The organism is Dyadobacter tibetensis Y620-1, from assembly GCF_000566685.1.
GTDB classification, from domain to species: Bacteria; Bacteroidota; Bacteroidia; order Cytophagales; family Spirosomataceae; genus Dyadobacter; species Dyadobacter tibetensis.
The window spans coordinates 346,191-361,237 of sequence record NZ_AZQN01000003.1 but is presented as its reverse complement, the minus strand read 5'-3'; the positions used below and the strand labels follow the sequence as shown (position 1 = coordinate 361,237).

At 44.0% G+C, this 15,047-nt stretch carries 11 protein-coding genes; 7 read left to right on the top strand and 4 right to left on the bottom strand.

Annotated features, from left to right (window positions below):
* Nucleotides 1–44 precede the first annotated feature (44 nt).
* Nucleotides 45–1,982 (bottom strand): SGNH/GDSL hydrolase family protein, encoded by a 1,938-nt coding sequence (locus X939_RS0108540; RefSeq protein WP_025762843.1) that lies wholly within the window; start codon nt 1,980–1,982, stop codon nt 45–47.
* Between the two features lie 269 nt (nt 1,983–2,251).
* Between X939_RS0108540 and X939_RS0108535 the strand changes: the two genes are divergently transcribed.
* From X939_RS0108535 to X939_RS0108520, 3 genes are all read left to right on the top strand, one after another.
* Nucleotides 2,252–4,075 (top strand): cytochrome-c peroxidase, encoded by a 1,824-nt coding sequence (locus X939_RS0108535; RefSeq protein WP_025762842.1) that lies wholly within the window; start codon nt 2,252–2,254, stop codon nt 4,073–4,075.
* Nucleotides 4,076–4,096: 21 nt separating this feature from the next.
* Nucleotides 4,097–5,539 (top strand): purple acid phosphatase family protein, encoded by a 1,443-nt coding sequence (locus tag X939_RS0108530; protein ID WP_198034380.1) that lies wholly within the window; start codon nt 4,097–4,099, stop codon nt 5,537–5,539.
* 246 nt (nt 5,540–5,785) lie between these two features.
* Nucleotides 5,786–6,070, top strand: a complete 285-nt coding sequence (locus X939_RS0108520) for a hypothetical protein (RefSeq protein ID WP_025762840.1) — start codon at nt 5,786–5,788, stop codon at nt 6,068–6,070.
* Between the two features lie 241 nt (nt 6,071–6,311).
* Here the strand turns inward: X939_RS0108520 and X939_RS0108515 are convergent, their stop codons facing one another.
* Nucleotides 6,312–7,925 (bottom strand): acyl-CoA carboxylase subunit beta, encoded by a 1,614-nt coding sequence (locus X939_RS0108515; protein ID WP_025762839.1) that lies wholly within the window; start codon nt 7,923–7,925, stop codon nt 6,312–6,314.
* A gap of 174 nt (nt 7,926–8,099) precedes the next feature.
* Here X939_RS0108515 and X939_RS0108505 point away from each other — a divergent pair, with 174 nt between their 5' ends.
* A complete protein-coding gene (locus X939_RS0108505; protein WP_025762838.1) occupies nt 8,100–8,744 on the top strand; it encodes a flavin reductase family protein in 645 nt (214 codons plus the stop codon).
* A gap of 14 nt (nt 8,745–8,758) precedes the next feature.
* Here X939_RS0108505 and X939_RS0108500 read toward each other — a convergent pair whose 3' ends face one another.
* The gene (locus X939_RS0108500; protein ID WP_025762837.1) at nt 8,759–9,136 is read right to left on the bottom strand and encodes a TfoX/Sxy family protein; all 378 of its coding nucleotides are present in this window, start codon (nt 9,134–9,136) and stop codon (nt 8,759–8,761) included.
* A gap of 705 nt (nt 9,137–9,841) precedes the next feature.
* Here X939_RS0108500 and X939_RS0108495 point away from each other — a divergent pair.
* Nucleotides 9,842–11,374: a SulP family inorganic anion transporter gene (locus tag X939_RS0108495; RefSeq protein ID WP_025762836.1), complete on the top strand. Its 1,533-nt coding sequence runs from the start codon at nt 9,842–9,844 to the stop codon at nt 11,372–11,374.
* A 246-nt stretch (nt 11,375–11,620) separates the two neighbouring features.
* Here X939_RS0108495 and X939_RS0108490 read toward each other — a convergent pair whose 3' ends face one another.
* A complete protein-coding gene (locus X939_RS0108490) occupies nt 11,621–12,793 on the bottom strand; it encodes an AIR synthase-related protein (protein ID WP_025762835.1) in 1,173 nt (390 codons plus the stop codon).
* Between the two features lie 184 nt (nt 12,794–12,977).
* Here X939_RS0108490 and X939_RS0108485 point away from each other — a divergent pair, with 184 nt between their 5' ends.
* Together X939_RS0108485 and argH are read left to right on the top strand one after the other, a co-directional pair.
* Nucleotides 12,978–13,475, top strand: coding sequence for a C40 family peptidase (locus X939_RS0108485; protein ID WP_025762834.1), 498 nt, complete (start codon nt 12,978–12,980; stop codon nt 13,473–13,475).
* A 213-nt stretch (nt 13,476–13,688) separates the two neighbouring features.
* A complete protein-coding gene (gene argH, locus X939_RS0108480) occupies nt 13,689–15,023 on the top strand; it encodes an argininosuccinate lyase (RefSeq protein WP_025762833.1) in 1,335 nt (444 codons plus the stop codon).
* The last annotated feature ends 24 nt before the right edge of the window (nt 15,024–15,047 follow it).

The window sequence follows — 15,047 nt, the reverse complement described above, 5'->3', positions numbered from 1 at the left end:
CAATGCTTCATAAAAAGTGAAATGGGCTTCTGGTTATGCTATTATTAATTAACAAGGAAATGAACGATCCTAACGGCATGCCCTTTACTTTTTGCATGCTGCTCATCAAGAACTTCGACTTTTAACCGATGCTTGCCTTGCTTAAGCTGATCTGCAAAGAGCAGATAAAAAGGAAGATGTAGTTGCGGGCTCCACTGGGTAAACAGGTCTCGCTTTTCTGCTTTTTTCCCATCGATGGAAAAGGAAATACTTCCGGCATCGGGCCCCGAAATAATGGCAATCCCCACAGCACTCCCTTCAAAATCAAGTTCGAATGAGCTCCCTGCCTCTTCGGCTACCAGCATAGGCACGTCTACAAAGCCAGCACGGGTACCTACCTTGTCTTTTGGTTTCCAGGCCGAATCAATGCTAAAGCCCTTTCTCGATATAGCCTTTTCTAGTGACACATAATGACCATTGGTGTAAGCATATTTATCTAAAGGAGCGGATAGCTTCATGGCCCCGGCTGCTGGAGGTTGCTGGTCACGCATTAAAGTTTTAATAGTCTGAAAATACACTTCCTGCCCATATGGAGAAGGATGTAGGTTAATAAAATCGTACTCCCAGGTAAACTCACCCGCCTGCATCCGGTCGTAAACCTCTCGAGATAGATTGATAAAAGCGGCTCCATACTTCTTGGCAATAAGCTGATGTACGAGCACCTCTACGGGCTCCCGACCTGCTGCATAGTCGGCATTTTTATCAGGGTCTGCGAAAGCCATCATTACGACGCTGGCCTTGGGGTTTTGGGTATACATTTGTCGCAAAATCCCTTCCAAAGCTCTTATCTGAGCTTCTTTGCTAAATCCATTGGATCGGTCGTTTACGGCAGACTCCACAAACAATAAATCAGGAGTGCCTTTCTGAAGTACATCTTTAGAAAATCGAAAGGCATGAGGAGTGCTGCCTAAGGATGGAATCCCGGCTGCAATAAAATTAAATGTTGTTTCTGGAAACCGCTCCTGAAGATACTGAGCGGTCTTTTCTCTCCAGCCTGGATTATGGGTTATAGAGCCTCCCAAGAATGCAACCGTCCCCTTTTTTGTGCGTGTAAAGGTTTCAAAGGCATTGGCCAGGCCTGCATTCTTTTCCAAATATGGAGCTCTGGTAAGCGGAGATTTTACTGGAACAGAATTATTGTAGATAAAATCTGCTAGTTTCTCTGGATTTTCAATTTCAAAATGATGCCCTTTCAACTTCTGCGGTCCTCGCGTCATGGGGTACACCGCAGCCGGTCCACCCAGCTTAATATATTGTGAAACCAGCAATTCAGTGTTTTCTGCCACCGGCACAACCTCATCGCTCAGACCAACCACATGCAAGATGGGAACTTTATATGCGGCCAAACCTTTTAAATCTTGTATCGGGTAGTCAGTAAAGGAAGTGGCCTGAGTATCCGTAAGTCCGTATAATGCCAGCCATTCTGCCCATTGCTTAGGAGCTCCTTCACCTTTACCCTTCCCGCCCGGCCAGCTACGAGGGTCGCAAACCGGAGCTTCGGCATATATGCAGCTTACCTTGTCGGGATTGCGCTTAGCCCAGCCATATACATATAAGCCTCCCCGGCTAACCCCCTCCAGCGCCACCTTAGGCGAAAAACCCTTATCGCTTATTAAATGGCCGTAAAAATCATCCCAAACCTGCATCGCTTTGGGGTGCCCATACAAATCGTTGGCGTTGATATAAGCAATATGAAAACCTCGGGAGAGGAGAATACTATCCATATCGGTATGCCAGTTAGGAAAATGGGCCCGCCAGACCCAAGGCTTTCCTGGCAATGCCTGCTGCGGCTCAACGTACCAGGCTTGTCTGTCGGAATATTTAAATTCATATTTTTTAAAACCCTTCCAGTCCGTAACAGTATTCTCAGTAGTAGTTTGCCCACATGTAGGATAAAACCCTAAAAGAGTCATCAGCATAAGGGCCAAGTATTTTTTCTTCATAGCAGTAATTCGAACGAATTTTTTCTCTTGACGTATTGATAGTTCTTTTAACAAGTATTGGGTATTGTATTTTTACTTGTTGGAGAAAAGTGAAATAAGGTCTTAAAAGCGGCATCTGGCAATAATTAACTTTATGCCCAGAATTTTGGGCCAATAGAAATATATCCCCGTTTCTGAATGGGCGGCAGTTTGGCAGAAAAATAATACTTGATAAAAAATTGGTCACATTCAGTTATTATGCCGTATTATCTCAGCATGTCTTAACTGTAATGAATCGGATTTTAAAACTTTTCCTGATCTTCACTGCCATTCTTCTGATCGCCTTTCAGACAGAAAATTCCCATGAGGCCCACAGCAGGATAGGAACGGAAGCGACATTGAAATATTATCGAACCCATGCGAAGGCATTTTATGAAACAACCCAACGGCTAGAAAAGCAGATCAGTAAGTTGTCAGCCGACACAGTCTCTAGGAACCAAGCTTTGGCTCAATTAGCGTCATGCCGAATCGCCTACAAAAAAATTGACTTTTTCACTTCTTATTTTTTCAAAAACGAAACGAGAATGATCAATGCGGCTCCCGTGGTTGAGGTGGAAGAACCCACTTTGGAATATATAGAAGCAATGGGGTTACAGGCCATTGAATCCTTGTTGGCGGATGAAAGTTTTTTTGATCATAAGTCGGAGCTTTTACTCCAGACCGGACTCTTAAATAGTACTGCTTCGCAGTTAACCGCCCTTCTATACAACTTTGAACTTACCGATAGTCAAATACTAGAAAGTCTAAAAGTAGATTTGATTCGAGTAATGACCCTTTCAATTTCCGGATACGACGCCCCCGAATTGAAAACAGGTGTGCTAGAAGCTGCTGTTTCCTTAGAAACCCTAGAAACCATTTTAAGACCCTATTTAGAGGCTCAATCTGATCAAATATCATCGGAATTGGCTCAACAATTAACAAGTACCCTTTCCTTTATAAGGCAAAACCCTGATTTTAATAGTTTCGATAGGATTCAATTCTTGCGGCAATATGCATTGCCCTTACAAGCAATGCTAACCGAAGCTATTCGATGTTGGCAACTAGAAATCCATAGCCAAAAATATCTGAATTACGAACGACCCCATCTTTTTTCGACTAATGCGATTCGTATTCAGTCAGCATTACCGAGCGGGAAAGTACTAGATGAGAGGATAAAACTAGGGAAGAAACTTTTTAGCAACACCTCACTATCAGGAAACGGCAAGGTGAGTTGTGCGACCTGCCACCAGCCAAATAATTATTTTAACGATAACCTCAAAAAAAGTGCGGCCATACACCTCGATTCCATATTAAAAAGAAACACACCCACTCTACTTTACGCAGGCTTTCAACATAATCAGTTTTGGGACGGCCGTTCGGCAAGCTTAGAAGCCCAGATCGAGGAGGTTATTTTCAACCCTCTCGAAATGGATGGTAAAATAAGCAGAATTTCTCAAGAATTATTGGCCGATAGTTTGTATCAGGTGGCCTTCGCTCAGGCATTTCCCGAACTACCCCATGGGAAAGCCGGTCTCTCGGAGATAGGGATGGCCCTGGCGGCTTTCATTACTAATTTACAACCCCACAGCTCCCGATTCGATCGTTATATGAACGGGGATTCCGGGGCGCTAACGGAGAGAGAAAAAAATGGTTTCAATATATTTATGGGAAAAGGCCAATGTGGAACCTGTCATTTTTCCCCATACTTCAACGGCTTACTACCCCCGCATTTTGATGTTACGGAAGTGGAGATATTAGGGTCACCTGCCCATGCAGATTTAGAAAATCCGATAATAGATAGCGATCGTGGCCGATATGACTTGTATAAAGTAAAATACTACGACGGGGCCTTCAAAACACCAACTGTGCGAAATGCATCGAAAACTGCTCCATATATGCATAATGGCGCATTCAATACCCTAATGGAAGTCGTTGAATTTTATGACAGAGGTGGTGGAGCGGGGCTCGGGCTTAACATCCCCAATCAAACCCTTTCGGCCCAACCCCTCAACCTAACAGCGACTGAAAAAGAAGATATTTGCTTATTTATAGAATCACTAACCGATAATAATTAGACCTCAATGACCCTTAGACCCATGAAATTACTTTCTACAGCATTTTTCCTGTGCATGGCCTTCGTTTCTTTTGGCCAGACCGCCAATGAAATAAGTAAGATCAAACACTCTTCCCGGCGCTTCTTAATGGGGACCCAACCCGAACTATTGCGGGGCCCCTATCTCCAGAAGGCAACCCCTACCAGTATCACAGTACGCTGGCGAACCAATGTATATGACCGAAGTCGGGTAATGTATGGAACCAAATTTAACCAACCCGAATATTTTGTTGACGATTCGACCCTGGTGGCCGAACATAAAATTGAGCTGAATAACCTGAAACCTAATACCAAGTATTATTATACCATTGGGAATTTGGCCGACACCACCTTACAAGGAAACGAGGATAATTATTTTGTCACCTTACCGGAATATGGAAGCGATCAGCTCATTCGCATAGCCGGTTTCGGTGATTGTGGCAATAACTCCATCAACCAAATTAAGGTGCGCAATGCCATGGAACAATACATTGCCGACAAACCATTAACAGCCTGGATTTTAATGGGGGATAACGCCTACTCAGACGGCTCTGACGCGGAATATCAATTAAAATTTTTCAACAACTACAAGGATAACTTATTAAAAAAATACGCCGTATTCCCCTCTCCGGGCAATCATGACTATCGGGACTACCCATCTGCTTCATTTAAGGATCAGCATAAAATGGCTTATTTCCAGAATTTCACTATGCCCACCGCCGGGGAATGCGGAGGTACGCCCTCGGGTACCCAGGCTTACTATTCCTACGACATAGGTAACACACACTTTCTATCCCTGGATAGCTATGGTCAGGATGCCAACGACACTTATATGTACGACGTATTGAGTGGGCAGGCCGAATGGGTAAAAGAAGATCTTAAAGCAAATAAAAGTAAATGGGTTGTGGCCTACTGGCACCATCCCCCATATACCATGGGGTCTCACAATTCAGACACCGAGGATGACCTAGTGGCTATACGGGAGAATTTCATTAAAGTACTGGAGGACTTAGGAGTCGATCTGATCATATGTGGACATAGCCATGTGTATGAGAGAAGCAGGTTAATTAAAGGCCATTATGGAATGGAAGAGACCTACGACCCTAAAAAGCACGAAATCAGCTCTTCTACAGGACTGTATAATACCAGCAAAAATTCGGCGCCTTATCTTAAGAATAGCAATAATAATCAAGGTACGGTCTATGTGGTAAGCGGATCATCAGGTGCATTAGGTGGCCATAAGGATGGTTACCCTCATAATGCTATGTATTATTCAGAAAATAAAGTCGGAGGAGCAGTAGTACTTGAAATTCAAGGCAATCAGCTGGAGCTGAAATGGGTATGCTCCGACGGCGAAATCAGGGATCAATTTACCATGATGAAAGATGTTTCCAAAGCCGAGGAAAAACTTCTCTTGAAGGATAAAAAGCTAGATCGAAGCAAATAGATTTAGGTTTTAAATTCAATATATCAATCCAGTTTCACCCCCCCAAGGGCTACTATTCTTGGCGAAAAAATGACTGAGCTTACCATCCTGAAGTTATAACTTCCCGCTACCAAACTTCTGGCCAGCGGAGTCGTAGGGCCAGGACAGGCTTGAGCCATCATTTTAGCAAATCAGTCTGAAAGTATTCCACAAAGACCATGGATCTTACTCTATAATTTACTATTTTACATAAAAATATTTACAACTATGAATAAAATAGAAAAATTCAAGACCATGGAGAAGATCCTCCGGGAGGTAGAAGATCTTAAGAACAGCCAAACCGCAGTACTAAAAAAAATTGGTGTGATAGAAACCGAAAATATGAATATCAATGACCAGCAATTGGAAAAGTCATTGAATACGATCTACGATGGGGTTCATAAGAACCTGCAGGTAGTTGAGCAGCTATTTCATTCCTATACGGATAACGTAGCGGCCTTTAAACTAAAAGAGAATATTACCGATGAAATGTTGATGGATATTAAGGCATAGAGAGTCAGCCTACACTACCTTTCTCCTTATATTGAAAACGAAGAATATTGCAACTGATGTGGCAATTGGGAGTCTGCTCAAAACCTTGTAATAGTAGAGGCCTTCTAGATCCGAAGGATTTAGAAGGCCTCTACTTTAAATGGGATATGTCTAAACCTATATGGAAACCCATATTCAAATACAATTTAGAGTATGTCTGGCATAGGCTGACAAGGAACTAAAAAACCAAATAAGTTTTTCCTCATACTTGTATCACGCCTACATTAAAGGGTTTCTGTATGGGCGCTTGGTTAGCTGCTTTAATTCCTTCCGAAATAATCTGGCGTGTTTCCACAGGATCGATGATGCCATCAACCCACAGACGAGCAGCGGCATAATAGGGAGATAACTCATCATTATACCGATTGGTTATTTCATCCAACAACTCTTTTTGAGCCTCGGGCGTAATGGTTTCTCCCTTGGCTTTATGCTTGGCTGTTTCGATTTGCAGTAGGGTATTGGCAGCAGTTGCTCCGCTCATTACGGCCATTTGCGCAGTAGGCCAGGCAAAAATCAGACGAGGATCATAGGCTTTTCCACACATGGCATAATTGCCTGCACCATATGAATTCCCCACAATAAAAGTGAATTTAGGAACCACAGAGTTGGCTACAGCATTTACCATTTTAGCACCATCCTTGATGATCCCACTTTGTTCGGCCCGACTTCCTACCATAAAGCCGGTGACATCCTGGAAGAAAATTAATGGGATTTTTTTCTGGTTACAGTTCATGATAAATCGAGCCGCCTTGTCTGCCGCTTCTCCATAAATTACTCCCCCCAGCTGCACCTCCCCTTTCCCTGATTTTACGATAGTACGCTGGTTAGCCACTATGCCTACCGCCCAACCATCTACACGGGCATAGGTACAAATTAACGTTTTCCCGTAATCGGGCTTATATTCTTCTAGCTCCGATGCATCTACAATACAGCGAAGTATATCCTTCATATCATAGGGCTTAAGACGATCGGCGGGTAGTATATTATAAATTTCCTGGGGATCTTTTTCCGGATTTTTAGCCTCTTTCCTATTAAATCCAGCCTGTTGGGGAGCACCTATCTTGTCCATATGTGAACGGATGGCGTCTAAGCAAGACTGATCGTCGGGAAACTTGTTGTCGGTAACACCCGATATTTCAGAATGCATGGTAGCGCCACCTAGGGTTTCGGAGTCCACTACTTCGCCTATTGAGGAACGCACCAGATAGGAGCCCGCCAGATAAACGGAACCTGTTCCCTCAACGATAAATGCTTCGTCCGACATAATAGGCAAATAGGCTCCTCCAGCCACGCAGCTCCCCATGATAGCGGAAATCTGCACGATACCCATGGCTGACATTTGGGCATTATTACGGAATATCCGGCCAAAGTGCTCCTTATCAGCGAACACTTCGGCCTGCATAGGTAGGAATACCCCCGCACTGTCTACCAGATATATCGTAGGCAAATGATTTTCCATGGCTATCTCCTGGGCCCGCAAGTTCTTTTTGGCGGCGATAGGGAACCAGGCCCCCGCTTTTACAGTAGCATCGTTGGCTACAATCATGCATTGGCGACCCGCCACATAACCTATCCCTGTTACTACTCCTGCCGACGGACAGCCCCCTTCTTCGGCATACATACCGTCGGCCACTAAGGTACCAATTTCTAAGAATTGAGAATCGGTATCAATCAAATAGGCGATCCTTTCCCTGGCGGTTAATTTCCCTTTTTTATGTTGTGCATCAATTCGTTTGGTACCACCTCCCAAACGCGCTATTTCTACTTTCTTATGAAGTGTATCCAGCAAATTCTGTAACGACTGCCTGTTTTCCATATTTCCTTTAGTTCAATTGACCAGTAAAGTAAGCAATGAAATGAAGATTACAAACCGTCCATACCTTTAAAATATAAATATTTCAGAAACTTATTTAATCTAAATTCTATTAGTCTTAGCAGTCGACCCATGCTTTGACCAACTTCATTCATCTCACCAAAAAGCCATCTGTGCATGCATTATTCTAAGGAAGAACTTCAAAACCTTGACAAGGTTAAGCGTCTCAATATCATTAACTCTGTTTCAGGAGTTAAACCTGCCAACCTCATTGGAACAATATCTTCCGATGGAGCGACTAATTTGGCTATTTTTAGTTCTGTGGTCCACTTGGGGAGTAACCCAGGCCTTTTGGGCATGATCTTACGCCCCGCCCAGGATGTACGCAGGCATACCTATGAGAATATCATGGAAACGGGGTATTATACGATCAATCATGTACAGCGCAGCTTCGCAGAAAATGCCCATTTTACTTCCGTAAAATTTGAAAAGGATGAATCAGAATTCGAAAAATGCGGACTTACCGAAGCCTTTCTCTTCGACTTTCCTGCACCTTTTGTAGCGGAAAGTCAGGTAAAAATCGGTCTTAAATTTCTGGAAGAAATCTCCATTCCAGTGAATGGAACCAGCATGCTCATCGGGGAGATTCTGCATATAGAGATTTTCGACAATGCCATCAATGACTTAGGCTACATCGATCTTTCGCTGATGGATCATGTGGGTGTTTCGGGCCTGAACACTTACTATAGTCTCTCAAAGGTTGACTCCTTTCCCTATGCCCGAAGGAGCAACCTTCCCGATTTCACGAAAAAAGATCGTTGATACCTTCTAAGAGCTTAGCGGTTAACTTTAATCGCTGAGTCCTTCGTTTTGGATTTTCTTTTATTGGATTGTTTCGCAATAGGATTGAAGGCCAGGCATAGGTCGATCCAGTATTGCAGCTCCTGTTTGCTGCGCATGGCAGCATCCGATACATAAACAAATCCTCGAAGCGGTCTGCCACTGAAGACCATTTCCCGGCATCCTGGTTTTTCTAAGCAGGCTTCATACTGCTCTGGTCCTACCCGGCACATAACCTCATCTTTTACCACGCCGATACACATTTTACCATCGACCATATAGCATACCCCTCCAAACATATGTCGTTCTTCTAACAGAGGGACGGCCTGTAATGCCTCTCGAAGCCGATCGTTAATTGTCGTGTTAAAAGCCATAGGATTACAATGGATTAGGAGACAGTCAATTTCAATGGTCAATTTCAATGGTCAATTTAACATATTTTGGAGAGAAGTTATCCTATAGGATGAGTAAAAAAGCAACTTAAAACGACTGTCTTTCTTTTGCATTAGATTTTCAGAGGCCTTACACTATACAGTTTTTTATTAAAATAATACTAATTATAACTTTATTAACATCTATTTATTCAGGGATACCGCAATCCTATATTCCCGCCTCCTGCCAGCATCAGATAGGAAGATAAAACCATTATCGATTGATTAATCACCTAACTGTAAAGCCTTTTCATTTAAAAATGTTAACTTGCGGAAAATTTGGGATAGCAGACAGAATGAAATGCTTCTTATTTACTCAACCAAAATAATTTGATTTTATTAGGCTTCGGGACTTGATGAAATATTAGTTTTGTCATACTCACCTAAGCCTCCTTTTTACGTTATCCAAAATTTATTCATGAAAAACGGTACTCCACCCTGAATACAAATCATTGAATGCTATAAGGTAGCAGTACAAAATGGTACTGAATAAAAATTACTGAATAGCATGTCTATAGACTTTCACACAAGTTGGTCTGATCATTTCGCATCGCCTCTGCATGAATAGATCTGTTACGGTCTTGTTTTCTTTCAGAGCCGTGTGTGCTTTTCACTATTCTATTACTCAAATAATATATTCCTCATTTTATGAATGGATATTTAAATCTTTTTGATTTCTCACAAAAAGTAAATTATAAAACAGAAATTCTATCGGGGCTCACAGTGGCTTTGGCATTGGTACCCGAAGCAGTAGCCTTTGCCCTGATTGCAGGGCTATCGCCACTCACGGGCTTGTATGCTGCCTTTGTGATGGGTCTTATCACCTCGATATTTGGCGGCCGTCCGGGTATGATCTCCGGAGCTACCGGCGCGGTAGCAGTAGTGATCGTAGCGCTGGCCAAAACCCACGGAGTTGAGTATATCTTCGCTACGGTAGTGCTTGCTGGCCTGATCCAGGTATTGGCAGGGATATTGAAGTTAGGGAAATTCATCCGGCTGGTGCCACATCCCGTTATGTTCGGTTTTGTAAATGGACTGGCCATCGTTATTTTCATGTCCCAGATCGTTCAATTCCAAACCTTGGATGCCGACGGAAATGCATCCTGGCTCACAGGCTCCGCGATGTACACCATGCTAGGCCTGGTGCTGATTACCATGCTGATCATTTGGGGCCTCCCCAAAATTACCAAAGCCTTTCCATCATCTCTGGCGGCAATTCTAGCGATTTCGGCTATTGTCATTGGCTTGGATATAGACACAAGAACCGTAGGAGACATAGCCTCCATTCAAGGTGGTTTTCCTCCTTTTCACATCCCTTCAGTGCCTTTTACACTAGAAACCCTACAGGTAATACTCCCCTATGCTGCCATCGTTGCCGGAGTGGGTCTGATCGAGAGCTTATTAACCTTGAACCTGATAGACGAGATAACGGAAACCCGTGGTAGTGGGAACAGAGAGGCGGTAGCCCAGGGAGCAGCAAATATGCTGTCGGGCGTATTTTCTGGTATGGGTGGATGCGCTATGATCGGCCAGAGCCTTATCAACATATCCTCAGGAGCGAGAGCGAGACTTTCCGGTATTGTGGCGTCACTGCTTTTACTAACCTTCATCATGTTCGGCTCGGGACTGATCGAACAAATTCCCATGGCAGCCTTGACAGGAGTAATGATCATGGTGGCTATAGGAACCTTCGAATGGGCTAGTTTCAAAATGATTGGACGCATGCCCCGCCATGATATTTTTGTGGGTATGCTGGTAGCAGCCGTAACCGTATTGCTACATAACCTGGCTCTTGCCGTGCTCGTAGGGGTAATTATTTCAGCATTGGTTTTTGCCTGGGAAAATGCCAAACGTATTAGGGCCAAGAAATTTGTAGACGACAAGGGTGTTAAGCATTATCAGATTTATGGTCCTTTATTCTTCGGTTCTGTAACGGCTTTCAACGAAAAATTTGAGGTTTTAAACGATCCGAGCGAAGTAATAATTGATTTTTCAGAAAGCCGGGTTACCGACATGTCGGGTATAGAAGCACTGAACAGAATTACTGAACGCTATCATAAAGCCGGCAAAAAAGTACATCTGAAGCACCTGAGTCCCGACTGCCGCGCCTTACTTCATAATGCTAATGAAGTCATAGATGTCAACATCATTGAGGATCCTACTTATCATGTGGTAGTATGAGGCGGAGGCTATACTGAACTCTATCTACCTCAAAAAAATAACCGGAAGGCCTGGGCCTTCCGGTTATTTTTGTTTTAATCTATTCCCTAAACAGACCATTGTCGGGGCGAATATATGCTTCCTAGCGATAATCCATAAGGACACCAGACTACAAGGGAAGGGAGCCCCGGAGAAATTGTATTGGCCCCTAGGTTAATTCATCGGTGGGAAATATCCTGAAAAACGCAAGCCCCGGGTTTCATGCTGCTATTGATAATAAAAGGTTCCATTTTCACTCTTAATGGTAAGCTCGCGTTTATCCGAAGCTTCAACCCTTCCGATAATCTGGGCTGGAATCCCAAAGGACTCAGAGATCTCAATCACCTTTTGTGCCTTAGCCGGGTCGAGATAGAGCTCTAGTCGGTGTCCCATATTAAACACCTTATACATCTCCTGCCAATCGGTACCACTCTCCTTCTGGATAAGAGAAAATAGTGGAGGTACCGGTAACATATTATCCTTAATTATATGCAGCTTATCTACGAAATGAAGTATTTTCGTTTGGGCTCCACCGCTGCAATGTACCATTCCATGGATATCGCCCCGCATTTGATCCAATAATGCTTTAGCCACAGGAGCATAGGTACGGGTAGGAGACAGAATTAGTTTACCCGCATCCAGAACAGCACCTTCAATAGGATCCGTCAGGTTCTTGGTCCCGCTGTATATCAATTCTTTATTCACTTCCGGATCGAAGCTTTCAGGGTACTTATCGGCCAGATATTTCCCTAATACATCATGCCGGGCAGAAGTAAGCCCATTACTACCCATTCCGCCATTATATTCATTTTCGTAAGTAGCCTGGCCATAAGACGCCAGTCCGACGATAACATCTCCAGCCTTGATATTGGCATTGTCGACGACCTCAGAGCGCTTCATCCTCGCGATTACGGTGCTGTTAACGGTAATGGTTCTCACCAAATCGCCCACATCGGCGGTCTCTCCACCTGTACTATAGATTTCCACTCCGTAGCTGCGCAGCATATCCAGTACCTCTTCGGCACCATTGATAATCTGGGCGATGACTTCCCCGGGGATTCTATTTTTATTCCGATCAATCGTAGAAGAATAGAGCATGGGGCCGGTGGCACCCACGCAAAGCAGATCGTCGGTATTCATTACAATTGCGTCCTGAGCTATTCCCTTCCAAACCGAAAGGTCTCCCGTTTCTTTCCAATACAGGTAAGCAAGGGAGGTTTTTGTTCCAGCCCCATCGGCATGCATCACCGTGCAATAGGCAGGATCCCCTGCCAGAATATCGGGCACAATTTTGCAAAATGCCTGAGGATAAATACCCTTATCAATCTTTTCTATGGCCTTGTGGACATCTTCTTTGGAGGCAGACACGCCACGTTGTAAATACCGTTCGGAGCTATTCATGCGATCTTTTATTGCTGTTTCAGACTGCAAAAGTAGTAAAAAACCAGGTGGGGGCGATTAAAAATGTGAGAAGGGCATTTCCGTTTCATTTCCTTCTTATCTTTGTGCAGGAGGATACAAGCGTATCTATGAGGGTTCTGAGCGATTCGGGACCTTTTCCTAACCCCAGCATCGTCACTTAAGTATGAATATTATGATCTATTGCCGCATACTTTTCATTGCATCAGTACTGCTACTTTCTCAAACGACTTTACAAGCACAAAACATATCTACGACTAAGTCCGATAGCCTTACTACCATCGACCATCTGGTGGCGTTTGCATCCAAACATCTTCACATTCCTTATCGCTCGGGAGGTTCTTCCAAAAAAGGATTCGATTGCTCAGGCTTCGTTCGATATTGCTACGATCAATTTAATATATTACTTCCTCATTCCAGTGCACAACAAGCCAAGCATGGAGCTAATATCCCATTAGAAGAAGCCAAACCAGGAGACCTGGTCTTTTTTAACGGGCAACGCAGTGGCAGTAAGAATATTGGCCATGTGGGGATCATTACAGATGTATCGGGTCCCTCCATCCGATTCATTCATTCCGCTTTTAAAGGAGGCATCCGTTATGATATGATCGATGCCGCTTATTATAGAAAACGTCTGGTGGCTATCCGTCGCCTGGTACAATAATGCAGCGTTTCTCTTTGCCCGACCGGAATAGATATTGCCTGCTGCAGGTCAGGAGCTAAGTTACCAGGACTGCAACTGATACAAAGGAAAAGAAAGTCAGTTAATTCCATTCCTGCAAAAATCAACTTAGTTTTGTACCTTAATTATCCATGGGCAAAGTGTTTTCACTGAAGGCCTTGCCCTACCTATTACACTCTAACCACCGCATATATTTTGAAACTCTGGCAAAAAGAAAATACAGTCACCGCCGAAAAAATCGATCGCTTCACAGTAGGCCGAGATCGGGAACTGGACTTATATCTGGCTGAATTTGATATACTAGGCAATCTGGCCCATGCTCAAATGCTGGAATCAATTGGGCTGCTTACTAATGAGGAGCTTACTCAACTGCAGCACGAACTTAAAGCCATATACCAACAAACTCAAGACGGCAGCTTTTTAATCGAAGATGGCGTGGAAGATGTTCACTCTCAGGTGGAACTCCTGCTGACCCGCAAACTCGGGGACACTGGAAAGAAAATCCATAGCGGGCGTTCTCGTAATGACCAGGTTTTGGTGGACATGAAGCTGTTTACCCGGCAGAGATTAACGGAAGTGGTAATGGCTACAGAAAAGCTTTTCAAAACCCTAATCAGCCGATCCAATTCTCATAAAAATGATCTGATCCCTGGCTATACACATTTGCAAATTGCCATGCCTTCTTCATTTGGCCTTTGGTTCGGAGCCTATGCGGAGGGACTTATCGATGATGTGGTACAGCTGCAAGCCGCATATAGATTAGCCAACCGTAACCCGCTTGGATCTGGAGCAGGTTATGGTTCTTCCTTTCCCCTCAACCGTCAGATGACCACCGAACTCCTTGGGTTCGAAGGCATGCATCATAATGTAGTGTATGCACAGATGAGTAGAGGCCGAACCGAACAAGCGGCGCTTACTGCAGTAGCTTCCCTGGCAGCCACCCTTTCACGGCTAGCCATGGATGTATGCCTTTACAACAGTCAGAATTTTGGCTTCATCGTTTTACCCGATGATATGACTACAGGCAGCAGTATAATGCCGCATAAAAAAAATCCGGACGTAGCCGAGCTGTTAAGGGCGAAAACCAACCGCATGAAAGCCTTACCTATGGAAGTGACCATGGTATTAAGCAATCTCCCTTCTGGCTATCATCGAGACATGCAACTGTTAAAGGAAATACTCATGCCAGCTCTGGATGAGATTATGGACTGTCTGGACATTGCAAATTTCATGTTGGAGCATATGCAGATAAAGCAAAATCTTCTGGCCGACCCCAAATACGACCTTTTATTCAGTGTGGAGCGGGTTAACGAGCTGGTAATTGCTGGAGTCCCGTTCCGAGATGCCTACCGACAGGTGGGTACCGAGATTGCTGATGGCTCTTACCAAGCCTCCAGAGACTTGAAGCACAGTCACGAAGGCAGCATCGGAAACCTGCAAAATATGGAAATTAGTCAGAGAATGGATCAGGAAATTGGTCGTTTTAATATAAAGCAAACAGAAGAGGCCCTGGCGCGTTTACTAGCATAAACGGCAAACATTCTTTAACTTGTA